Annotated in this window: 23 protein-coding genes; 13 read left to right on the top strand and 10 right to left on the bottom strand. The window is 36.5% G+C overall.

Annotated elements, in window-relative coordinates; all coding sequences use genetic code 11:
• The first annotated feature begins 108 nt into the window (after nt 1-108).
• A complete protein-coding gene (locus tag LC814_RS06035; RefSeq protein WP_226065730.1) occupies nt 109-843 on the top strand; it encodes a hypothetical protein in 735 nt (244 codons plus the stop codon).
• Between the two features lie 52 nt (nt 844-895).
• Here the strand turns inward: LC814_RS06035 and cysK are convergent, their stop codons facing one another.
• On the bottom strand, nt 896-1,825 hold the full coding sequence (gene cysK / locus LC814_RS06030; protein WP_226065729.1) for a cysteine synthase A: 930 nt from the start codon (nt 1,823-1,825) through the stop codon (nt 896-898).
• A 57-nt stretch (nt 1,826-1,882) separates the two neighbouring features.
• Complete coding sequence (gene epsC, locus LC814_RS06025; protein ID WP_226065728.1) at nt 1,883-2,698, bottom strand: serine O-acetyltransferase EpsC; 816 nt, start codon at nt 2,696-2,698, stop codon at nt 1,883-1,885.
• 301 nt (nt 2,699-2,999) lie between these two features.
• Between epsC and LC814_RS06020 the strand changes: the two genes are divergently transcribed.
• Together LC814_RS06020 and pafA are read left to right on the top strand one after the other, a co-directional pair.
• Nucleotides 3,000-3,926: a malate dehydrogenase gene (locus LC814_RS06020; protein ID WP_226065727.1), complete on the top strand. Its 927-nt coding sequence runs from the start codon at nt 3,000-3,002 to the stop codon at nt 3,924-3,926.
• A 278-nt stretch (nt 3,927-4,204) separates the two neighbouring features.
• On the top strand, nt 4,205-5,845 hold the full coding sequence (gene pafA / locus LC814_RS06015) for an alkaline phosphatase PafA (RefSeq protein WP_226065726.1): 1,641 nt from the start codon (nt 4,205-4,207) through the stop codon (nt 5,843-5,845).
• Nucleotides 5,846-6,141: 296 nt separating this feature from the next.
• Here pafA and LC814_RS06010 read toward each other — a convergent pair whose 3' ends face one another.
• Entirely contained in the window at nt 6,142-6,675 is a 534-nt protein-coding gene (locus LC814_RS06010; RefSeq protein ID WP_226065725.1) for a DUF4136 domain-containing protein, read from the bottom strand.
• A 49-nt stretch (nt 6,676-6,724) separates the two neighbouring features.
• Nucleotides 6,725-6,922, bottom strand: coding sequence for a C1orf53 family protein (locus LC814_RS06005; RefSeq protein ID WP_226065724.1), 198 nt, complete (start codon nt 6,920-6,922; stop codon nt 6,725-6,727).
• A 39-nt stretch (nt 6,923-6,961) separates the two neighbouring features.
• Here LC814_RS06005 and LC814_RS06000 point away from each other — a divergent pair, with 39 nt between their 5' ends.
• The gene (locus tag LC814_RS06000) at nt 6,962-7,294 is read left to right on the top strand and encodes a hypothetical protein (protein WP_226065773.1); all 333 of its coding nucleotides are present in this window, start codon (nt 6,962-6,964) and stop codon (nt 7,292-7,294) included.
• A gap of 99 nt (nt 7,295-7,393) precedes the next feature.
• On the opposite strand, the gene LC814_RS05995 is transcribed toward LC814_RS06000, so the two are convergent.
• Nucleotides 7,394-8,134 (bottom strand): hypothetical protein, encoded by a 741-nt coding sequence (locus LC814_RS05995; protein ID WP_226065723.1) that lies wholly within the window; start codon nt 8,132-8,134, stop codon nt 7,394-7,396.
• Between the two features lie 112 nt (nt 8,135-8,246).
• On the opposite strand from LC814_RS05995, the gene LC814_RS05990 reads away from it, so the two are divergent.
• The 3 genes from LC814_RS05990 (at nt 8,247) to hemL (ending at nt 11,840) form a co-directional block, all read left to right on the top strand.
• Nucleotides 8,247-9,152: a 1-aminocyclopropane-1-carboxylate deaminase/D-cysteine desulfhydrase gene (locus LC814_RS05990; RefSeq protein WP_226065722.1), complete on the top strand. Its 906-nt coding sequence runs from the start codon at nt 8,247-8,249 to the stop codon at nt 9,150-9,152.
• 292 nt (nt 9,153-9,444) lie between these two features.
• A complete protein-coding gene (locus LC814_RS05985; protein ID WP_226065721.1) occupies nt 9,445-10,494 on the top strand; it encodes a glucosaminidase domain-containing protein in 1,050 nt (349 codons plus the stop codon).
• A gap of 62 nt (nt 10,495-10,556) precedes the next feature.
• A complete protein-coding gene (gene hemL / locus LC814_RS05980; protein ID WP_226065720.1) occupies nt 10,557-11,840 on the top strand; it encodes a glutamate-1-semialdehyde 2,1-aminomutase in 1,284 nt (427 codons plus the stop codon).
• A gap of 75 nt (nt 11,841-11,915) precedes the next feature.
• Here the strand turns inward: hemL and LC814_RS05975 are convergent, their stop codons facing one another.
• A complete protein-coding gene (locus LC814_RS05975) occupies nt 11,916-12,962 on the bottom strand; it encodes an NADH:flavin oxidoreductase/NADH oxidase (RefSeq protein WP_226065772.1) in 1,047 nt (348 codons plus the stop codon).
• Nucleotides 12,963-13,101: 139 nt separating this feature from the next.
• Entirely contained in the window at nt 13,102-13,659 is a 558-nt protein-coding gene (locus tag LC814_RS05970) for a DUF892 family protein (RefSeq protein ID WP_226065719.1), read from the bottom strand.
• 310 nt (nt 13,660-13,969) lie between these two features.
• Between LC814_RS05970 and LC814_RS05965 the strand changes: the two genes are divergently transcribed.
• Together LC814_RS05965 and LC814_RS05960 are read left to right on the top strand one after the other, a co-directional pair.
• Nucleotides 13,970-14,449: a cytidine deaminase gene (locus LC814_RS05965; protein ID WP_226065718.1), complete on the top strand. Its 480-nt coding sequence runs from the start codon at nt 13,970-13,972 to the stop codon at nt 14,447-14,449.
• A gap of 8 nt (nt 14,450-14,457) precedes the next feature.
• Nucleotides 14,458-15,342: a Ppx/GppA phosphatase family protein gene (locus LC814_RS05960; protein ID WP_226065717.1), complete on the top strand. Its 885-nt coding sequence runs from the start codon at nt 14,458-14,460 to the stop codon at nt 15,340-15,342.
• A gap of 11 nt (nt 15,343-15,353) precedes the next feature.
• Here LC814_RS05960 and LC814_RS05955 read toward each other — a convergent pair whose 3' ends face one another.
• Nucleotides 15,354-15,845, bottom strand: coding sequence for a metallophosphoesterase family protein (locus tag LC814_RS05955; protein WP_226065716.1), 492 nt, complete (start codon nt 15,843-15,845; stop codon nt 15,354-15,356).
• A 375-nt stretch (nt 15,846-16,220) separates the two neighbouring features.
• On the opposite strand from LC814_RS05955, the gene truA reads away from it, so the two are divergent.
• Together truA and LC814_RS05945 are read left to right on the top strand one after the other, a co-directional pair.
• Nucleotides 16,221-16,952 (top strand): tRNA pseudouridine(38-40) synthase TruA, encoded by a 732-nt coding sequence (truA, locus tag LC814_RS05950; RefSeq protein WP_226065715.1) that lies wholly within the window; start codon nt 16,221-16,223, stop codon nt 16,950-16,952.
• Between the two features lie 91 nt (nt 16,953-17,043).
• Nucleotides 17,044-18,786 carry an ABC transporter ATP-binding protein gene (locus LC814_RS05945; RefSeq protein ID WP_226065714.1) on the top strand — a complete coding sequence of 581 codons (1,743 nt, stop codon included), beginning with the start codon at nt 17,044-17,046 and terminating at the stop codon, nt 18,784-18,786.
• On the opposite strand, the gene LC814_RS05940 is transcribed toward LC814_RS05945, so the two are convergent.
• Both LC814_RS05940 and LC814_RS05935 read right to left on the bottom strand, forming a co-directional pair.
• A complete protein-coding gene (locus LC814_RS05940) occupies nt 18,783-19,199 on the bottom strand; it encodes an FEKKY domain-containing protein (RefSeq protein WP_226065712.1) in 417 nt (138 codons plus the stop codon). The genes LC814_RS05945 and LC814_RS05940 overlap by 4 nt on opposite strands.
• Before the next feature lie 113 nt (nt 19,200-19,312).
• A complete protein-coding gene (locus tag LC814_RS05935) occupies nt 19,313-20,599 on the bottom strand; it encodes an aldehyde dehydrogenase family protein (RefSeq protein WP_226065710.1) in 1,287 nt (428 codons plus the stop codon).
• 225 nt (nt 20,600-20,824) lie between these two features.
• Here LC814_RS05935 and gcvH point away from each other — a divergent pair, with 225 nt between their 5' ends.
• Together gcvH and LC814_RS05925 are read left to right on the top strand one after the other, a co-directional pair.
• Entirely contained in the window at nt 20,825-21,202 is a 378-nt protein-coding gene (gene gcvH / locus LC814_RS05930; protein ID WP_226065708.1) for a glycine cleavage system protein GcvH, read from the top strand.
• 25 nt (nt 21,203-21,227) lie between these two features.
• Nucleotides 21,228-21,554, top strand: coding sequence for a VanZ family protein (locus LC814_RS05925; RefSeq protein ID WP_226065706.1), 327 nt, complete (start codon nt 21,228-21,230; stop codon nt 21,552-21,554).
• Nucleotides 21,555-21,591: the final 37 nt, after the last annotated feature.

Genomic DNA, 21,591 nt, shown 5'->3' with positions numbered 1-21,591 from the left:
TTTCTGTATTTCGTAAATTCGAAACCGTACTCGGAATTACCAATAAATCATTTTAATTCTGATTTTATATTCAAAGTTGATTTTCAGTTTCGTATAAAACTAAATACAATGCCAGAAGGACCATCCATATTATTTTTAAAGAATAAGCTGCAACGCTACAAAGGAAAAATGGTTTCCCAAGCCTCCGGTTATGGTGAAATGGATAAATCGAAAATCGAAAATATTAAACTTCTGGATATTGATACGTATGGCAAAAATTTACTTTTTGTTTTCCAGGATTTCTTTGTCGGCGTTCATTTGGGCTTGTTTGGAAGCATGCTGGTCAACAAGCGTAAAAAAGTAAATGCCAGTTTTGCACTTCATTTTGCCTCCGATGAAATCAACTTTTATGTTGCGAAGACCAAATTGTACGAAGGTAAACCGAGTGATCATTTCAATTTTAAAACCGATATTTTAAAATCCGAATTCGATCCAGAATTTATCATCAAGGAATTGCAAACGAACCATGCTGATGAAATGATTGGTGATGTTTTGATGGATCAAAAACTTTTCGCCGGCGTCGGAAATATTATCAGAATCGAAACTTTATACCACGCGAAAATTCATCCGGAAAGTATCGTTAAAGCGATTCCTGAAAAAAAGCTTATTTTCCTCCTGAAAATGGTGGTTGATTATGGCGAAGAATTTTTGAGTCTCCTGAAAACTGATGGTGTGAAAGAAGCAGCCATCATCTATGGCAAGAAAATCTGTCCAAAAGATAAATCGGAATTGATCATCGAAGAAATGGGCAAAGTGAAACGCAAAACCTACGTTTGTAAAAAATGTCAAAAATTATATCAATAAAAAATCCTGCTTCATGCAGGATTTTTAGGTGTATTTTTAAAAGGTTTTATTTTTAGCATTTGTAGTGGTTTTCTTCAAAAAGTCCTTCTACCGACCAGTATCTTTCGCCCGTATCATAATTAAAGGTGAGTATTGTTGCACCTTTTGAAATATCGGCCAGTTTTTTATTCACTGCGGCGAGCGAAGATCCCGTGGAAATTCCAGCTAAAATTCCTTCTTCCCTTGCGAGTCTTTTTGTGAATTCAAAAGCTTCCTCTTTTTCCACTTCAATCGTGCCATCTAATATTTCGGTGTTCAGAACTTTTGGCACAAAGCCAGCACCAATTCCCTGCAACGGATGCGGTCCCGGAGCGCCGCCCGAAATCACCGGTGAATCTTTCGGTTCCACTGCAAAACTTTTTAGATTGGGAAATTTCTCTTTTAAAACTTCCGTAACACCTGTAATGTGACCACCAGTTCCAACACCGGTAATCAGGTAATCAACACCTTCTGGGAAATCATTTAAAATTTCCTGTGCAGTCGTTTTCGCATGAATTTCTGGATTGGCTTCGTTTTCAAATTGTTGTGGAACCCAGGAGTTTTCAATTTCGTCGGCCATTTCCATCGCTTTGGCAATTGCACCAGAAGTTCCTTTTTCTTTCGGCGTCAATACGAAAGAAGCGCCGTACGAACTCATGAGTTTACGCCTTTCCACGCTCATACTTTCTGGCATTACCAATACTAATTTATAACCCTTTACGGCACAAACCATTGCCAAGCCCACTCCTGTATTTCCCGAAGTCGGTTCAATAATTACGGTGTCTTTATTGATTTTACCTTCTTTTTCAGCTTTATCGATCATGGCCAATGCAATCCGATCTTTAATGCTTCCGCCGGGATTTTGTTTTTCCAGTTTCATCCAAACCTCATGGTCCGGAAAAATTTTACTCAGTTTCACAAGAGGAGTATTTCCTATGGCTTCTAATATATTATTCAGTTTCATAAATTGTATTTTAAAGATTTAATATTTTTATCGGGATTTCGAATGTAATTTAATTTTTTAAATGCTAAAAACGATGGGTTCATTTGCGGGAAATTTATTTTTCACCGTGACTTGTCCTTTGTGGAAAACGACCGAATTCGGGGGAACGCTTTCTGTGATCCACACATTTCCACCAATGACGGAATGTTCTCCAATGACCGTATCACCGCCAAGTATGGTGGCATTCGCATATATAACGACGCCATCTTCAATAGTTGGATGTCTTTTCACATTGGCTAAATTTTTTGTGACCGAATGTGCACCCAGCGTTACGCCTTGATATAGTTTTACGTGGTTTCCAATGATTGTAGTTTCTCCAATCACAATTCCGGTGCCATGATCAATAAAAAAGTGCTCGCCAATTTGCGCGCCCGGATTAATATCGATGCCCGTTTTGCTGTGCGCAAATTCCGTCCATATTCTTGGGATGAGTGGAATTTTGTTTTTATAAAGTTCATGTGCAAAACGGTAAACGGCAATTGCGAAAAATCCCGGATAAGAAAACATGACCTCTTCGGTACTTTTCGCCGCGGGATCATTATCGAAAATCGCTTTCGCGTCATTTTCCAGAGACTTGTAAATCTTGGGGAAACTTTTAAAAAATAGTTCAGTTTCTGCGCTTTCTTTTTCATCGGTTACGGAAAACAGGATTTCATTGAATTCACTTTTGAAATTATTCAAACGCAGCTCGATATCACTGTATTCCGAACATCTTTGGTATTCCAGAAAAAAGATAAAACGAAAAAACCGCTCGATGAAATGCTCGATTTTTTTCTTATCGATATCATATTTCCTATTAGAATAACCTTCGTGAAGTCGTGTAGCAAAACCCATGTCGAACTTTAATTTGAAACAAATTTAGGATATAATTTAATGAACTTCTCTTGATTTAGGGTAATAAATAACAATCATCACCATCCAATCTATAAATTGTTTTTATACCGCAGACTTTTATTGAAACTTAATGAAGGACAAAATTGGTCAAAACTTTAACATTTCGTAAATTTGAATTCTTAAGTAATTCAGATAAAACTTAGTTTAGGTTCGCATTAAAATTACTTTTAAAATCATTAAAAAGATAAATATGAAAACGCAAGTTTCCATATGACCATTAAAAATCAATAAATAAAATAATATGAAAGTTACCGTAGTTGGAGCAGGAGCCGTAGGTGCAAGTTGCGCAGAATACATTGCCATGAAAAATTTCGCAGCAGAAGTTGTTTTGGTTGACATTAAAGAAGGTTTTGCCGAAGGGAAAGCCATGGACTTAATGCAAACCGCTTCTCTGAATGGTTTCGATACCAAAATTACCGGAACAACAGGAGATTACAGCAAAACTGCCGGATCTAAAGTTGCCGTAATTACATCTGGAATTCCAAGAAAACCTGGAATGACGCGCGAAGAACTTATCGGAATCAATGCGGGAATCGTGAAAGACGTGACTGCCAACTTGGTAAAACATTCGCCAGACGTTATCATTATTGTGGTTTCAAACCCGATGGATACCATGGCTTACTTGGTTCACAAAACATCTGGACTTCCAAAAAATCAAATTATCGGTATGGGTGGCGCTTTAGATTCTGCACGTTTCAAATACAGATTGGCAGAAGCTTTAGAATGTCCTATTTCTGATGTTGATGGAATGGTGATCGCGGCTCACAGCGATACAGGAATGCTTCCTTTGATGAGCAAAGCAACCAGAAATGGCGTTCCCGTAACTGAATTCTTAAGCGAAGAAAAACAAAATCACGTTGCCGAAGAAACCAAAGTTGGTGGTGCAACGCTGACCAAATTATTAGGAACTTCAGCTTGGTACGCGCCGGGCGCAGCGGTTTCGGTGATGGTTCAGGCCATTCTTTGCGACCATAAAAAAATGATTCCTTGCTCCCTAATGTTGGATGGTGAATACGGCGAAACTGACATTTGCTTGGGAGTTCCGGCAATTATCGGTGCCAATGGCGTTGAGAAAATTGTGGAGATCAGCCTAACAGATCCTGAAAAAGAAAAATTCGCAACCGCTGCAAAAGCAGTTCGTGATGTAAATGGCGATCTGAAATTCTAAATAATTTCCCCATATAAATAGAAACGCATCTTTTCGAAGGTGCGTTTTTTTTTGAAGCTTCACGATCTATTATTCTTTTAAGATCCATCCCGCTCTCCGCTATATCCCCTCATCGCTTGCGCGATTCGGGGGATGTCGCTGCGATCGGGGCTATAATATCATTCTCGTTTTTTCCGAAAGCTGAACAAGCATCAAACCTCTGTCAGCATTCTTTCCTTTAGAATTAATCCTTAAATTTGTGTTTCACTTTCATCGTACAAAATATTAATTACCAAAATATGTTCAAAAAATTAAGCGTCGTTCTTTTAGCCGTATTGTGCTCTGGATTCAATGCCCAGAAAAATAAATCATCACAAGTCGAAAGACCAAAACTCGTAGTGGGTTTGGTGGTGGATCAAATGCGATGGGACTTTCTTTATCGGTATTATGAGAAATACCAGAATGATGGTTTCAAAAGGTTACTGAAAGAGGGCTATTCTTTAAACAACGTTCATATAAATTATATACCGACTTATACAGCAGTTGGTCATACCACAATCTACACGGGCTCCGTCCCAGCGATTCACGGTATTGCTGGCAACGACTGGTTTGATAAAACCACGGGAAAAAATGTGTATTGCACAACGGACGAAAGTGTAAAACCGGTCGGAACAGAAAGTGTAAAATCAGGAAGTCATTCACCCAAAAATTTATGGTCAACAACCATTACCGACGAATTAATGTTAGCAACGAACTTTAAGTCGAAAGTAGTTGGAGTTTCTTTAAAAGACCGCGCCTCAATTCTTCCGGCGGGACATAATCCAACCGGCGCTTATTGGTTTGATGATACTACAGGTAATTTTATCACCAGTTCCTACTATATGAATGAATTGCCAAAATGGGTCAATGATTTTAATAATCAAAAAATGCCAGAACAATTGGTGAAAAATGGCTGGAATACGTTACTTCCGATAGCTCAATATACCGAAAGTTCTCCAGATAATTCGCCGTGGGAAGGACTTTTAGGCAGTGCAAAAACGCCTACTTTTCCGTATAACAATCTTGCAGCAGATTATCAGGCAAAACGAGACGTTATTCGATCCACTCCTTTTGGAAATACCTTGACCATGAAAGCTGCAGAGGCCGCAATTAAAGGCGAGCAGTTAGGTGCCGACGCAATTACTGATTTTCTGGTGGTTAACCTGGCTTCTACCGACTATGCCGGACACCGTTTTGGTCCTAACGCGATCGAAGTAGAAGACGTGTATTTGAGATTAGACCGTGATATGGCCGAGTTTTTCAAATATTTAGATCAAACAGTTGGAAAAGATCAGTATACGGTTTTCCTTTCAGCAGATCATGGAGGTGCGCACGCAGAAGGTTTCATGGAAGAACATAAAATGCCAACCGGATTTTATGGCGAAGACAATAAAGAATTTAATACCCTATTAAAATCTAAATTCAATGTTGATAATCTGGTTGCAAAAGTGACCAATAATCAAGTTTATTTGGATGATAAATTAATGACCGACAATAAATTAGACGCCGACCAGGTGAAACAGTATTTAATTGATATATTGAACAAAGATAAATCAGTCTTGTTCGCTGTTGATATGAAAAAAGCGGGTTCAGCTACTATTCCAGAACCAGTGAGAACGCGAATTGTGAATGGATATACCTGGCAAAGAAGTGGCGATATTCAAGTAATTTATCATGATTCTTGGTTGCCAACGTATTCAAAATTAGGAACTACACATGGCGCGTGGAATTCTTATGATTCTCATATTCCTTTAATTTTTATGGGTTGGGGAATTAAATCAGGAGAAAGCAACAAAGAATATAATATGACCGATATTGCACCAACTTTGTCCGCATTATTAAGGGTTCAGTTTCCAAGTGGGAATGTGGGAAATCCGATCATTGAAGTGATTGGAAAATAATTTTAGGAGGAACTTCTATAAATAAAAACCGCTTCCGAGCGGTTTTTTTATATAAAATCATTACTTGCTAATTACGCGGGAATTTAATTGGCCGCAGCTTCTTTTGTTTCACGACAAAAGAATAAAAATATAAAATATCTAAATCAAATGAGGAGATTCTTTCTTCGTCAAAATCACAAAATTGTTTTCTAAAAACTCATGTGACTTGTGCTTTAGAAATTCTACAATTCTTCTGGTTCAAAAAATTGATAAAAAAAAAGACTGCATTTCTGCAGTCTTCAATAGTCTTTAAAAAATTATTTCATTTTATTTGGCGGATAGTTTGCCATGATTTCCGCTACAATTTCTGGAATTTGTTTTTGCTTAGATTTCGGTGAATCTACAGAAATTCCTGTTCCGCTTCCTTGCCAAACCAACTTCTGCGTTCTCGCATCAATCATATCAAGAACTAAGGCGCCTTGATTATAATTTGAAGTCCAAGTTCTATTTACACCAAAACCGTAACCGAAAGGTCCGCCCCAACCGTACATTCCATAAGGTCTGGACGATTGAATGTCCTGTACTTTTTTGTGATTTGCTTTCACATTCACAATCAAATCGGGTGTTTCCGAAACGCTTAAACCTTTAGTTTGTAGTTGTCGTGAGACTTCGTTCAAAACACGGTCTTTATCAATATCGTTTAATTTCAAATCATCAATGCGTAATTTATACGTTTTGTACATATTGAAATTTGCAGTTTCTGCATAATCAGATTTCACCTGAAAAGGGCTGCAAGAAGTCAGTCCCAAAGTAGCAGATGCCAATAAAAGTAAGATATATTTTTTGCTCATGATATGTATATTATTTTGTTTGTAAATTTTTTTTAAACTACTTCATCAATCATTCTGCAGTCTTCTTTATTTCCGGTTTTGCTATTTTTTTAAAAGTGTCTGTCTTTTTATCGTAACCGTAAGGACAATGTTTGCAACCACTTTTGCAGCAATAACCGCGTTTTAAGTGATAGGCTTCCGTAAAAACTTTATAACCTTGTTCATTATAGTAAAAGTCTTCGTGTTCTTTGATAATTTTCTGGTACATAAGTTAAATCAGAAGGGTCGAAATTAATATCTTTGTTTGATGATCCTCATTTGGCAACGACTTCTCAAAAATACAAAAATTTCAGGGATCACTCTTTTTCCTTTCATCATTCTTCGCAAGCCCGAATACCGAACGGATCAAATACTTCTGAACCATGAAAAAATCCATTTACGCCAGCAAGCAGAATTGTTGGTGATTTTCTTTTACGTGTGGTATGTGGTTGAATATTATTATCTTTATTTCAAGCTGAAAGATTCCTTTCTCGCCTACAAATCAATTTCCTTTGAAAGAGAAGCGTATGCCATGGAAAACGATTTAAACTATCTCGACTCCCGAAAAATCTGGAGTTTTTGGAAATATATTTTGGATTAACTTTCATTTGGGCGCCTTTTTCCGCCTTCCACTCCCGCTTTTTTGTTGCACTTCGTTCCACAAAAAGAGCTCCGTTCAAGTCGGGGCGCAGTAGATATTTTAATTTATTGAGCTATAAACAATATCTGAAATGTAAATAAGAAGAGACAATGCTTTATAGCTATTAATCGAATTTTCTCCATAATCACTACTTTGTCCGTGTAATACATCATGTCTATTTTGACCATCAGGTTGATTTTCTATTTGAAAATTTCTATTCACATCAATTTTAATGAGTGGTTTTAAAAGGTCGCTTAATATTTCAGTTCCTTTAAATGAGTTAAAATATTTTTTAGTTTTTGGTTGTCCTTTTTGTGAAGAGAAAAATCTGTAATTTGTTAAATCGAGACAAATCCCTTCTGCTTGTGCGAAAAAAACTGGTGTGGACAAATAAAATTCTAATTTGCGATGAGCGTTAAGGGAAGCATTTAGTACATGTGCTCTTTCTGGAGATCTGCTCGTGATTATTTTTTGAATATTATCTATTTCATTGTCAAAATAGTTTTTCAAAAATAGATCTGCGTCTTCAACTTTATTGTTTTCGATTAAACTTGCAGCGAAAGTAACATTTGAAAAAGTCATTCCATATTCGACATACCATCCTTTTTCAGAAAGAATGCATACTGCTTTTTGAAAGACTTCGTATTTTTTTTTAAAATTAAAATCTTTTGGAAATAATTTTAGAGAAATTCGAGTACAACTTTTGAGAAGTTTACTTATCTCCTCACCAAATAAATTTGAATCGTTGGGACTTTTATATAAGTTATTGATGATAAGTTCTAATTTATTTGTTTGTTTCATAATTTAATTATTACCACTTATCTCTAATATAATTAATTTAGTAGGAATAATCATAAAAATTTAAATTACGTTAAAAATTAAAACAGCAATTATTTCCCGAACTTTGCACCCAATGAAAATCCCCAACTTTTCAATTCCCCTCACCGAAATTCCTCTTCAGAAAAATATTCAGCTTTTTCTGAAAAGAGAAGATCTCATTCATCCGCACATTTCAGGGAACAAATACTGGAAACTCTTTTATAATATCAATTCCTATTTAAAACAAAACCCAATAAATCCCTTCATTATTACTTTTGGTGGCGCATTCTCCAATCATATTGCCGCAACTGCGGCTTTAGGGAAAGAATACAATTTGAAATCTCTGGGAATTATTCGTGGAGAGGAAATTCAATACAAATGGCAACTGAATCCCACCTTAAAACTTGCGCACGAAAATGGGATGGACTTTCGTTTTGTAACCCGTTCAGCATACAAAGACAAAGATGCTTTAACAAAGATTTTACAAAAAGAATTCACTGATGCTTTAATTATACCCGAAGGAGGAACGAACGATCAGGCAGTCGACGGTATTCAGTTTATGCTCGCTGAGGAAACAAAAAGTTTTGATTATCTTTGCACCGCAGTAGGAACTGGCGGAACAATCGCTGGAATTTCTAAATTTGCAGAGAAGAATCAAAAGGTTTTAGGTTTTAAGGTGGTGGATGATATTTCCTTGAATAGTACGGTTTTAGAACTTTCAAACAGAAATAATTTTACACTTTTTGAAGCGCACGATGGAGGTTACGGCAAAATAAGTGACCAAAATATTCGTTTTATCAATGATTTCAAAGAGAGATATGACATTCAACTGGATCCAATTTATACTGGAAAAATGATGCGTCATCTTTTAAAGGGGATTGAAGAGGATTATTTTCCGAATGGCGCTAAAATTCTGGCTTTTCATACGGGCGGTTTGCAGGGAATCTTCGGAGCCAACGAATTATTGAAAAAACAGAATCGAGAATTGATAAGATTTTAAACTAAACAGTCATTAAAGATTGAAGTGATCATTGTGGAAGCTGAGACAGAAGGATTCTTTCGCAGATTTTAAAGATTAAGCAGATTAATAATTATATTAACTCTGCGCCTCGGCAGAATCAGCGAACGACAGAAAATTTGATCTTCAGATCAAAACCTCTGCGCCTTAAAAAAAGCAGTTTATAGAAATATTTTTTGCCTCCTTTAGATGAGATTAAAAAATAAAATATAACTGTTTATCAAATAAATATGATCGAAAAAACTACTGTTTTTTAAATCATTAAAATTAATATATGAAGAAAGTATTTTTTGCTTTGGCACTCCTAATTATAGCAAAGTTTCACGCTCAAACCTGGAAGACAGATGAGCAATATATCCAGAAATTTGCTTCTTACGCCGTAGAAGAAATGGAAAAATATAAAATCCCCGCGTCGATTACTTTAGCACAAGGACTTTTGGAAACTGGCGGCGGACAAAGTCGCTTGGCTCAGCAGGGAAATAATCATTTTGGAATTAAATGTAAAGAAGACTGGACGGGCAAAACAATGAAACACACGGACGATGCGCCAAATGAATGTTTTCGCGTGTATGACGATCCCCGTGATTCCTATGAAGATCATTCGAAGTTCTTGGCATACCGTCAATATTACGTGAATCTTTTCAAGCTCGATATGATGGATTATAAAGCCTGGGCTCACGGTTTGAAAAAAGCTGGTTATGCCACAAATCCACGTTATGCCTATATACTAATCGATAAAATTGAAAAAAATAAACTCTACGAATTCGACAAAACAAATTCTAAAGAAGTTCTTTATGCTGTTTTAAAAATGTATCCAGATTTGAAAAACGACCGTATTTTTATGGCGCAAATGGATCAGAGCCGGGCCACTACTAAACCTGTAACGGTAAAAGTTCCATACGAACAAGTTTCTTATGCAAAACAGCAAAAAAATGTAAATGATATTGTTTCGAAAGCAGAAACTTTAAAATCTATTTTAATTAAAAGTCACCCGAATGGCGGTAAGAAATTTGTCATTATTCCTGATGATATTAGTCTTGAAGCCATTTCAAAGAAATTTGGTGTTTCAGAAAGTCGTTTAATGAAATGGAACGAACTCGACGGAAATCGGTTGCGTAGAAATGACATTTTATTTTTAGAATCGAAATCTTCCTCTGGAAATGTTGCTACCTACAAAGCACAATCTGGCGAATCGATGCACGATATTTCCCAAAAATTCGGAATTAAAGTAAAAAAATTGTATTCGAAAAATCGAATGGACTTTGGCAGACAGCCGAAAGTTGGGCAAGTTATTTATCTACAAAGCAAAAAACCAAAGAAATAGGAAGGAAGTTAGACTGTAAAGGTTAAACTTTTATTATTTGTCATCACTCATTATTATCACTCATGAATTACCAAAGAAGTTCAGCTTTATTTGACGAAGCTTACAAATATATCCCGGGCGGCGTGAATTCTCCCGTTCGTGCCTTTAAATCCGTAGGTGGCGTTCCTATTTTTATGAAAGCTGCAAAAGGTGCTTACCTTACTGATGCCGACGATAACCAGTACATCGATTATATCAATTCTTGGGGTCCCGCAATTCTCGGACATACACATCCCGAAGTTTTAGAAGCCATTAAAAAGCAGGCAGAAAAAGGTTTTTCTTACGGAACACCAACCGAGCTGGAAACTGAAATCGCAAAATTTATTGTAGAAAATGTTCCAAATATCGACCAGATTAGAATGGTTTCTTCAGGCACAGAAGCCTGTATGAGCGCCATTCGTTTGGCTCGGGGTTTTACCGGAAGAAATAAATTCATCAAATTCGAAGGTTGTTATCATGGGCATTCCGATTCTTTTTTAATTAAAGCGGGTAGTGGAGCTGCAACTTTTGGAAATCCTAGTTCTCCTGGTGTAACGCCCGGAACAGCGCACGATACTTTGAACGCAAAATATAATGATATTGAACAAGTAGAAGATTTATTCCGTCACAATCAAGGTGAAATTGCTGCAGTTATTATCGAACCTGTTGCCGGAAATATGGGTTGCGTTTTACCGGAAAATAATTTCCTACAAAAACTGAGAAAACTTTGTGATGAAAACGGAGCGCTTTTAATTTTTGATGAAGTTATGACGGGTTTCCGTTTGGCATTTGGTGGCGCTCAGGAATTATATAATGTGAAAGCTGATTTAGTCACCTTCGGAAAAGTGATTGGTGGCGGACTTCCTGTGGGTGCTTTTGCCGGACGAAATGAAATCATGGATCATCTTGCGCCGAAAGGAGCAGTTTACCAAGCCGGAACATTAAGCGGAAATCCATTGGCGATGCGCGCCGGATTAACGACTTTACAAATCATTAAAAATGATAATAGTTTTTACGAAAACCTGAATAAGACGACCGAAACTTTAGATTTTGAAATTGGAAAAATTTTGAATTCTAAAAGCATCGAACATCGAATCAACCGAAAAGGTGCGATGATGAGTGTGTTTTTCCACATCAATGCGGTTTCAAATTTTGATGAAGCTGCCAATGCAAACCATGCACTTTTTAATAATTTCTTTCATCAGTTATTGGCGAAGGGAATTTATTTGCCACCGAGCGGTTACGAAACCTGGTTTATTTCTGATGCGATAAAAGAAAAGGAAATCGATAAAACATTAGACGTGATTCAACAGTTTGAATATTCTTAATATTTATATATTATTTTATAAGCCAAAAAAGCCAGTTCATTTCGAACTGGCTTTTCTATTTTGAGTGCCAAATTTTTATATTCGTGCTCTGTCGTATTGATGTGGAAAATCACATTCGTCTTTTGCTTCGAAGGAACCTTGAATAGCCAAGTAGGGATTTCTTAAAATTTCACGAGCGACGAAAATCAAGTCAGCTTCTTCTTTTTCCAAAATTTCTTCTGCCAATTCTGCAGATTTTATCAATCCAACAGCGCCGGTTTTCATTCCGGTTTCTTTTTTAATTTGCGCGGCTAATGGAACTTGGTATCCATCAAACAAAGTGATCTTGGTACCAGCAATATTTCCTCCGCTGGAAACATCGATCAAATCGACGTTTTTGCTCTTTAAAACTTCTGCAAGTTTTACGCTGTCATCAATATCCCAACCATTTTCTGCGTATTCAGTTCCAGAAATCCTCACGAATAAAGGGTGATTTTCATCCAAAAGTTCATTTGCAGCATCTACAATTTCTATAAGAAATCGGATTCTATTTTCAAAACTTCCGCCATATTCATCAGTTCTTACATTTGATAATGGAGACATAAACTGGTGAATCAAATAGCCGTGTGCTGCGTGAATTTCTATTAAATCAAAGCCAGCTTCCAAAGATCTTCTCGTAGCATCTTTAAAATCCTCAACTAACTTTTTAATTTCTGGAATTGTCAATTCATGTGGAATTCGCTCTCCTTCGGCATAAGGAATTTTTGAAGGCGCGACAGTTTCCCAACCATCTTCCAAAGAAAGCTGCTTACCAACCCAGGTTGAGGCTTTTCTTCCCGCGTGTCCTAGTTGAATTCCGATTTTGCTTTCAGAATTCTGATGTATAAAATCTACAATTATTTTAAAACCTTGCGTTTGTTCATCGTTCCAAAGTCCCGTGCACTTGTGCGTAATTCTTCCGTCCGGCACAACTCCAGTTGCTTCTACGATCAGCAAACCTGTTCCGCCTTGGGCGCGGCTCGCATAATGCACAAAATGAAAATCATTCGGAACGCCTTGATCGCAAGAGTACATACACATCGGGGACATTACCCAACGGTTCTTTAATTCGAGATTTCTAAATTTTATAGGGGAATATAATATCATAAACTTTTTTTAAGACGTCAAATTTACAAAAAGTGAAGTTGAAATTTGATCGCTTGTCATTTATAATATCGATATACGGTAAAGAGACCCTCAAAACGAAAACCTCTTTATAAATAATTTTTAAAAATCGTACTATTTATTTTTTGTAGCCATCGATATGAGATGCTAAAAATTCATTGATAATTCCATTTAAATTATTTACGATGAATTCTTCTTCCTCTTGTACGCAAATCGCAAACAGTGTAGCAGCTTCATAATGTTTCAGCTTAATTGCTAAATGAGCTAATCCGCTGTAGGATGCAATTTTTAAATGTGCTAATTTTTGAGAAACAAGAATTAAGGCGATTTCCCAATTTGCAATATCATCAGAAAAAAGATAGAGGTGGCTGATTGCTTCGGAGAGAATTGCGTTGATGCTTTCACATTTTTTACGTGTGACAGTTTCACCTTCCAGCTGAAAGATTTTCCGCATTCTAACCATATGTCTGAGGTGAATTGCAAAATGACGTTTGAGAATATCATGTAAATTTGGTGAAAGTATTTTATTTTCAATTTTACCGAATTCCTCTTCTATCACGCATTCCGCTTCGTACATCTCCTGTAAAGAGTGAATAAAAAAAATTTCCAGTTCAGATTGGGATTTTAAAATTTTATTATTTGATAAAGAACGAATCGGTTTATCAATATTTTTCATGGCGATCATTGTACTATTTTGGAAAGGTAAAAACTGAATATTCCAAAGGTAAAACTACGATAAGAGATTTGTAAAAAAGGGAGTCTTTTCACGGTTTATTTCTATGATTGTACTCATAAGAAAACTCTAATTCCAGGTGTTAAATATCCTTGTTTATACTATTTATCTAAATCAATTTTGAATTCACGGCAGAATAATTATACTAATGCGTTCTGCCAAACTGCAGCAGAAAAATTAGCAGGTATATATTACATGGAGATTCAATGGTTTTTAAAAAAATCAGCTATCTTTACTTTCCTATTTTTAATACATGCAAAAAGAACATACTATAAAGTTTGAATCTATTGAAAGTTATGATCATCTCGATGAAATGGAGAAGATGCTATTCGATAAAGCAATGAAGTTTCGTGATTTAGCGTACGCGCCGTACTCTGATTTTACCGTTGGTTGTGCAATTTTACTGGAGAATGGTGAGATTATAACCGGCAGCAATCAGGAAAATGCAGCGTATCCTTCAGGCTTATGTGCCGAAAGAACAACCATTTTTTATACCGGAGCAAATTATCCAGACGTCAAAATCAAAAAACTTTTCGTTATTGGTGCGCCTCGAAATGCAACTTCATCTGTTCCGATTCCGCCTTGTGGAGCATGCCGACAATCTATTTTGGAATATGAAGCCAAGCAAAATGAAGAGATCGAGATTTATTTTGCCTCTCTTGGTGGAGCCATTTACAAAACAAAATCTATTCGGGAACTCTTGCCCTTTTCTTTTGATTCCTCATATCTTTAAATAAAACCATGAGAATTGCCGCTATCGACATCGGAAGTAATGCAGCGCGCCTGCTTATAAATGAAGTAACGGAACCTAAAAAAGGAAAACCACAGTTCACGAAACTTAATCTTTTGCGTATTCCACTGCGTCTGGGAATGGATGTTTTTACCAAAGGTGAAATCGGCAAAGAGCGAGAGCAGATGATTATGGATTCGATGACAGTTTTCAGCAATCTAATGAAAATTTATAAAGTCGAGCATTTTCGGGCTTGTGCGACCAGTGCAATGCGAGATGCGAAGAACGGTCCTGAAATTATTGGGAAAGTCAAGAAATCTTCGGGTATTGACATCGAGATTATTTCTGGAGATGAGGAAGCAGGTTTGGTTTTTGAAAACCATGTCGCCGATGCACTCGATAAAAACTCCGCCTATCTTTATATTGATGTGGGCGGCGGTTCCACAGAGCTTATGTTCTACGAAAATGGTCTGATGGCGTATGAGAAATCTTTCAATATCGGAACGATTCGCTTGCTGAACGGTTTGGTTACTGAAGATTTATGGAAGGAAATGAAGGAGGAAATCCGAAAAAATATTAATAGTAAAAAGCCGGTTGTAGCCATTGGATCAGGCGGAAATATTAATAAGATATTTTCGATGAGCAAAACGAAGGATGGCAAACCAATGTCCAGCGCTTATCTGAAAAAATATTATAAAGAAATGAATGACTTGTCTGTTGCCGAGCGCATGAGCAAGTTTAATCTGCGGGAAGACCGCGCCGATGTTTTGGTTCCGGCTTTGCAAATTTTCAATAATGTAATGAGTTGGAGTGATATTGACAAAATATTTGTGCCGAAAATATCTGTTGCAGATGGTTTGATTCACAGTATTTATGACGGTCTCCAAAAGAAGTAAATATTTAAATATTACTTTTTTCCCAGTTCGATCACTTCTAAATTTTCGATTTGGTCGCCATTAATTTCAAAACGCATCATCGTTCGCATTTGGTGCCAGCCGACTTTTCCCATCGCACCAGGATTAAGATGAAGTAAACTATTTTTCTGATCATACATCGCTTTTAAAATATGGGAATGTCCTGAAATAAATAGTTTCGGCGCTTTTTCGGAGATTTCTTTTCTAGCTAATGGTGTGTACTTGTTTGGATAACCGCCGATATGAATCATCAAAACTTCTACATCTTCACATTTGAAGCGTAAAATTTCGGGAAATATTTTTCGGATTTCTGTGCCGTCGATATTGCCGTAAACGCCGCGTAGAGGTTTTATTTTCTCTATTTTCTCAATAACCTCAAGATTTCCGAAATCTCCGCAATGCCAAATTTCATCTGCGTTTGTTGCGTATTCTAAAATCCGATCGTCGATGTAAGAATGTGAGTCGGAGAGGAGCAATATTTTCATGCTGTAAATTTCTTACTTTTATTTTTACCTACAAATCAAAGTTTACTGCTTCCTGTAAAAAAGAAAATAGTAAAAAAGCAAAGTGATAAAGGTTTTGTTCAGCATAATTTATCGGTGTTTTTTTATATTTAATGTTCTCTCGCCGATTTTCTTAATCTGTGGGAGTATAAATATCAAAATTAGATTTGCATTTTTTTGGATATTAATAAATAATAGGGAAAGAAAAACCGCTTGATGTTTTAGCCCGGATTGTAGAGGAAATCCTTTTTTGTCTCGTTTAAAAACGAGGCAAAAAAGATTGAAACGGAAAGCCGGACTGAACTTGGCAACAATCGAACATTTGATGCTCCCAAAAATTCAGTAAATTTGCACGTGATGAGGTATTGTATCGACTTTTCGTATTTGGGTAAAAATTATTTTGGCTATCAGATTCAGCCTCATGAAATTTCTGTACAGGAAGTTTTAGAAAATGCGTTATCGACAATTCTTCGCGAAGAAATTAAAATTACAGGAGCCGGGAGGACTGATACCGGCGTTCATGCGAAGAAAATATTTGCGCATTTCGATACTGAAAAAAATCTGGGGGAAAATTTAATTTATCAACTGAATAGTTTTTTGCCGCAAGATATTGCGATCAAAAGAATATTCCCGGTAAGAGAAAATTTTCACGCACGGTTTGATGCAACGTTTCGTACATATGAATATTACATTGATTTAGAGAAAAATCCATTCACCCAAGATTCGTCCTGGCAGATTTGGAAGCGTGATTTAGATGTGAATCGAATGAACGCTGCGTGCGAAATTCTTCTCACCTACGAAGATTTTACGAGTTTTTCTAAACTTCATACCAATACCAAAACCAATTATTGTAAAATCTACAAAGCCAATTGGGAGCAGACTGGTTCGCAATTAATATTCACTATTTCTGCAGATCGATTTTTACGGAATATGGTTCGTGCAATTGTTGGAACAATGGTCGAAATCGGAAATGGAAAATTAGAACCGCAAGATTTGCAGCGGATTATCGGAGACAAAAACCGAAATTCTGCGGGAACTTCTGCGCCGCCACAAGGTTTATTTTTGGTAGATGTAGGTTACGATTTCTAAATATCAATCACCGCAATATCTAAACTCAATTTTTGTGCACTGCACATCTTTGCAAAATTCCGTATTTTTGCAGCGGAATTTTAAATAGAATATGAAGAAACAATCGACTTGGGATATAATTAAACGGCTATTCGTAATCGGAATGAAATTTCGATCGTGGTTTATTGTGACGCTTATTATTTCCATTGTTTTGTCTATTATTTCTACTTATCGCCCGTATTTGACGATGCAGATTGTTGATACCGATATTATTCAACTTCGTGACAAGGATTTGATGATGAAGCACATTTATATTCTGGTGGCTTTGGTTTTCGGCGAAACATTTCTAAACTTTTTTCTCGTCTATTTTTCCAATTATATTTCCCAGAATGTAATCCGTGATATACGGGAAAGATTGTATCATAAACTGATTTATTTCCGAACTTCTTTTTTTGATAAAACCGCGATCGGACAATTGGTGACGCGAGCTGTTGGCGATGTAGAAACTATTGCGACGGTTTATACTGATGGTTTTTTGATGGTTTTTGGAGATATTCTGCGCATTGTTTTCGTCTTGATCATGATGTTTCAGGTTGATGTTCATTTAAGCTATATTTCCTTGGTGATTCTTCCGCTGATGGTTTTTATTACCAGATTTTTTCAGAAAAGATTGAAAAAAGCTTTCGGTGACGAACGAACCTGGACGGCCAACCAAAACTCTTTTGTACAGGAACGACTTTCGGGAATGTCTTTGGTGCAGGTTTTTAACCGTCAACAGGCGGAATTTAAAAAGTTTGACGATATTAATATCACCCTGAAAAGTGCGTTATTAAAAACCGTTTTTATATTTTCACTTTTCTTTCCGGTTGTTGAACTTATTTCTTCGCTGTTTATAGGCTTTATCCTATTATATGGTGGTTTTATTACCATTAAAGCTGGGGCTGTGATTGCTTTTATTCAATATATCTCAATGTTAATTCGTCCGCTGCGCCAGATTGCAGATCGTTTTAATAATATTCAAAGAGGAATTGTTGGCGCAGAAAGAGTGCTGGGCGTGATGGATGAGGATTTTGCCATGACTAATCATGGAACAATTGCCAAATCTCATTTTGAGGGAAAAATAGAATTTAAAAATGTTCACTTCTCTTACGATGAAAAACAGGAAGTTTTAAAAGGAATCAGTTTTAAAGTAAATCCCGGCGAAACTGTAGCAATTGTTGGCGCAACTGGTGCTGGAAAATCGACAATTATTAGCTTAATAACGAGACTTTACGATATTAATTCTGGTAAAATTTGTTTGGATGGTGTCGATTTAAAACAATATGAACTTTACAATTTGCGAAGTCATATCGGAGTGGTTTTGCAAGACGTCTTTTTGTTTCATGGAAGTATCTTCGAGAATCTCGCGTTTGGTGATGAGTCGGTAACATTAGAAAAAATAAAGCGAGTCGCAAAGGATATTGAAGTTGATGAATTTATAGAAAGTCTACCTGGCGGTTACGATTACGTTGTGCGCGAAAGAGGTTCCTCGATTTCTCTTGGTCAAAGGCAATTGCTTTCTTTTTTAAGAGCTTATCTTTCTGATCCAAAAATATTAATTCTTGATGAAGCGACGTCCTCGATTGATCATGAAAGTGAAAAATTAATTCAGCGCGCGACGGAGAAGATTACAAAAAACAGAACTTCTATTATTATTGCCCATCGTCTTTCAACCATTGTAAACGCTGATAAAATCATCGTGATGGATCACGGCAAAATTGTGGAAGAAGGCAAACATGAAGATCTACTTTCTCAAAACGGATATTATTCTACACTTTATAGATCACAACTTAAAGTGGAAAAAGCGGCGAGTTAATCCAGACCGAAAGGAACGAAATTCAAATCCGTTTTCCATTCATCTTTATACTTACTAGTGAGATAATCTGAAATTAACTTGTTGTTTTCTGTAGCAATTTGGGAAATTCCCGGAGAAATAACACAGTTTTCAGTTTTTACTTTGATGCCATATTTATTCTCAAAATCGGAATAATCATTAGTCGCTAAGCCAAAAACGACAAAAGAAGCTCTCTTTTCTTTCAGAAGAAATTCTAAATTTTTCTCTGTTGCATACATGAGGAAATCTCCAGCTTTTAAATCTTTTCCCTCCGAAGTTGACAATTGATCCAAACTTGAATTGAGGTCATTGATTACTAAAAAATCAGGAGTTTTCGAAGTGCAAGAGATTAAAAATAAAATAATAAAAGAAGATAGAAAAGTGCCTGCTTTCATGGAACTGTTTTAAAGTAGAGGTTAAATTATTAGAAAAGTTAAATCTCGCCTGCAGTATCGATAAATAAATCCGCTCATCTTTGAACGGATTTTTCATTTTATTAAAAGCTTGTTTAATTTCCGACAACGGTTCGCACATTCACAAACTCCTTTAGCGCTACCAGAGAAAGTTCAGTTCCATAACCAGAGCTTTTTGTTCCACCAAACGGAAGTCTGGGATCAGAACTTGAACTTTTATTCACACTGATGGTTCCGGCGTCCAAATTTTCAATGAAATATTGCTGTCTTTTTTTATCTTTTGTCCAGACCGAATCTGATAAACCAAAAGGTATAGCATTCGCTAATTTTACAGCGTGCTCGTCATCTTTTGCAATCATTACCATGCCGAGCGGACCGAAAAGTTCTTCTTTTAAAATGGGGTTCCCCTCTTTTACTTTAATTAAACCTGGTACGAATTCATTATCTGAAATTCGTTCTAGGGGTAAAATAATTTCAGCACCTTCTTGCAATGCTCTATTATATTGTTTTTCCAAATCATCAGCCAGATCTGGGCGCGCCATTCCAGCAATATTGGTTTTTTTGTTAAATGGATCGCCAGCGACAAATTTTTGATATTCTTTGATGAAGATCGGCAAGAATTCCTTTTCGATGTTTTTCTGAATGATGAATCTTTTCGCTGCATTACATGCTTGACCACAATTTGCCAGCCGTGATTTTGCACCGCTTTCTGCAGCATCTTCAAAATTGGCGTCATCTAAAATAATAAAGGCGTCACTACCGCCTAATTCTAATAAGGATTTTTTAATGTTTTTACCTGCTATAGATGCGACTTTACTGCCTGCTTTTTCACTACCCGTTAAACTTACTCCTCTAATAATCGGGTTTTTTAAAACGGTTTTGACTTCTGCGTGACCAATTTCTAGGTTTTGGAAAACCCCTTGTGGGAATCCAGCTTTCAGAAAAATATCTTCAATCGCCTTTCCGCTTCCAAAACAAATGGAAGCATGCTTCAAAACGACCGTATTTCCCGCTAAAATTGCAGGAATCGCAAATCGTAGCGCTTGCCAAAAAGGAAAATTCCAAGGCATGACCCCTAAAATGACGCCTTTGGGAACGTACTGAATTTCGGAAATTCTAAATTCAGTCTCAATTTTTTCAGATTGTAGCACGTTTTCGGCTTCCGCGTAATACCGAACCATGAGTGCGCATTTATTGATTTCTGCGACAGACTGCGTAATCGGTTTGTTCATTTCCTTGGTGATGAGTTTTCCAAAAGTTTCCGCGTCCTTATCCAATACTTTGGCCAGTTTTTTTAGCAGTTTCTGTTTATCTTTAAATGAAACGTTTTTCCAGATTTCGAAGGTTTTCTGTGCAGTATTTAATTTATTGTTGATGTTCATGTTGTCTATATATATTAAAGGTGGACTTCTTTTTTTTAAGTCGTTCTACAAATTTAAGAAAATGGACGTGAAAGAAACATTGAATTCTCCAATCATGATTATTTCAAAAAATTAGAACTTTGATCAGGCTATTTAAGCATATGTTGAAAACATGATTATTAAATGCCTCATATACTTTGAGGATCGCAATATTTTAATTATTTTTGAGCAATAAAAATTAACAGAATGAATGCACCGGCTGAATTAAAGTACACCAAAGACCACGAATGGGTTAGGATTGAAGGTAACACCGCTACCATCGGGATTACAGATTTTGCACAAGGCGAATTGGGCGATATCGTATTTGTAGATGTTGACTCCGTTGACGATGAACTTTCCGCAGGAGATGTATTCGGAAGTGTAGAAGCAGTGAAAACGGTATCTGATCTTTTCTTGCCACTAACTGGAACGGTATCTGCTTTCAACAGCGACCTTGAAGATCAGCCTGAGTTGCTGAACACCGATCCTTATGGCGCAGGTTGGATTATTAAACTTGAATTAGTAGAAGATGCTGATCGGTCTGAATTGTTAACTGCAGAAGAATATCAAGCTTCACTTGGATAAGATTTCAAAAATATTTAGTAAGATTTTGCCCATTTACTGGGCATTTCTTACTTTTATGCTGCTCAAACCAGGCGTAGAAAATCTGGAATATCCTTTTATGTTTCAGGGAATTGATAAAATTCTACATCTGAGTATTTTTGCCCTTCTTGGGTTTTGCTTTATGAGCGCATTTCCGCGGATAAAGTTTCTCTACTTTATTCAAATCATGATTGCATATGGGCTTCTTACAGAAATTCTTCAGGATGAGATGGCATTTGGCCGTTCTTTGGAATTTCTAGACGTAGTTGCAGATACTGTGGGCGTTCTTTTGGGATATGTAGTTTTTAAAAAACTCCAAAAGGTTTCCTTTTAAATTGCCACCTTTTCAAAACTTTTTCACTTCATCATTT

Origin of the sequence: Kaistella polysaccharea (assembly GCF_020410745.1) — a bacterium.
In the GTDB taxonomy this organism is placed as follows: domain Bacteria; phylum Bacteroidota; class Bacteroidia; order Flavobacteriales; family Weeksellaceae; genus Kaistella; species Kaistella polysaccharea.
The sequence above is the reverse complement of the archived record's forward strand: the minus strand, read 5'-3'. Positions and strand labels throughout refer to the sequence as shown.

What these genes read in the sequence shown, in the direction of transcription:
- LC814_RS05970 (WP_226065719.1), bottom strand. Translation starts at nt 13,659, where the DNA reads ATGAAAAATATTGATAAACCGATTCGTTCTTTATCAAATAATAAAATT.
- LC814_RS06010 (WP_226065725.1), bottom strand. Translation starts at nt 6,675, where the DNA reads ATGAGCAAAAAATATATCTTACTTTTATTGGCATCTGCTACTTTGGGA.
- LC814_RS05990 (WP_226065722.1), top strand. Translation starts at nt 8,247, where the DNA reads ATGAAAATCCCCAACTTTTCAATTCCCCTCACCGAAATTCCTCTTCAG.
- hemL (WP_226065720.1), top strand. Translation starts at nt 10,557, where the DNA reads ATGAATTACCAAAGAAGTTCAGCTTTATTTGACGAAGCTTACAAATAT.
- LC814_RS06005 (WP_226065724.1), bottom strand. Translation starts at nt 6,922, where the DNA reads ATGTACCAGAAAATTATCAAAGAACACGAAGACTTTTACTATAATGAA.
- LC814_RS05955 (WP_226065716.1), bottom strand. Translation starts at nt 15,845, where the DNA reads ATGAAAATATTGCTCCTCTCCGACTCACATTCTTACATCGACGATCGG.
- gcvH (WP_226065708.1), top strand. Translation starts at nt 20,825, where the DNA reads ATGAATGCACCGGCTGAATTAAAGTACACCAAAGACCACGAATGGGTT.
- LC814_RS05945 (WP_226065714.1), top strand. Translation starts at nt 17,044, where the DNA reads ATGAAGAAACAATCGACTTGGGATATAATTAAACGGCTATTCGTAATC.
- LC814_RS05995 (WP_226065723.1), bottom strand. Translation starts at nt 8,134, where the DNA reads ATGAAACAAACAAATAAATTAGAACTTATCATCAATAACTTATATAAA.
- LC814_RS06035 (WP_226065730.1), top strand. Translation starts at nt 109, where the DNA reads ATGCCAGAAGGACCATCCATATTATTTTTAAAGAATAAGCTGCAACGC.
- LC814_RS05985 (WP_226065721.1), top strand. Translation starts at nt 9,445, where the DNA reads ATGAAGAAAGTATTTTTTGCTTTGGCACTCCTAATTATAGCAAAGTTT.
- LC814_RS05960 (WP_226065717.1), top strand. Translation starts at nt 14,458, where the DNA reads ATGAGAATTGCCGCTATCGACATCGGAAGTAATGCAGCGCGCCTGCTT.
- pafA (WP_226065726.1), top strand. Translation starts at nt 4,205, where the DNA reads ATGTTCAAAAAATTAAGCGTCGTTCTTTTAGCCGTATTGTGCTCTGGA.
- epsC (WP_226065728.1), bottom strand. Translation starts at nt 2,698, where the DNA reads ATGGGTTTTGCTACACGACTTCACGAAGGTTATTCTAATAGGAAATAT.
- cysK (WP_226065729.1), bottom strand. Translation starts at nt 1,825, where the DNA reads ATGAAACTGAATAATATATTAGAAGCCATAGGAAATACTCCTCTTGTG.
- LC814_RS05935 (WP_226065710.1), bottom strand. Translation starts at nt 20,599, where the DNA reads ATGAACATCAACAATAAATTAAATACTGCACAGAAAACCTTCGAAATC.
- LC814_RS05965 (WP_226065718.1), top strand. Translation starts at nt 13,970, where the DNA reads ATGCAAAAAGAACATACTATAAAGTTTGAATCTATTGAAAGTTATGAT.
- LC814_RS06020 (WP_226065727.1), top strand. Translation starts at nt 3,000, where the DNA reads ATGAAAGTTACCGTAGTTGGAGCAGGAGCCGTAGGTGCAAGTTGCGCA.
- truA (WP_226065715.1), top strand. Translation starts at nt 16,221, where the DNA reads ATGAGGTATTGTATCGACTTTTCGTATTTGGGTAAAAATTATTTTGGC.
- LC814_RS06000 (WP_226065773.1), top strand. Translation starts at nt 6,962, where the DNA reads ATGATCCTCATTTGGCAACGACTTCTCAAAAATACAAAAATTTCAGGG.
- LC814_RS05940 (WP_226065712.1), bottom strand. Translation starts at nt 19,199, where the DNA reads ATGAAAGCAGGCACTTTTCTATCTTCTTTTATTATTTTATTTTTAATC.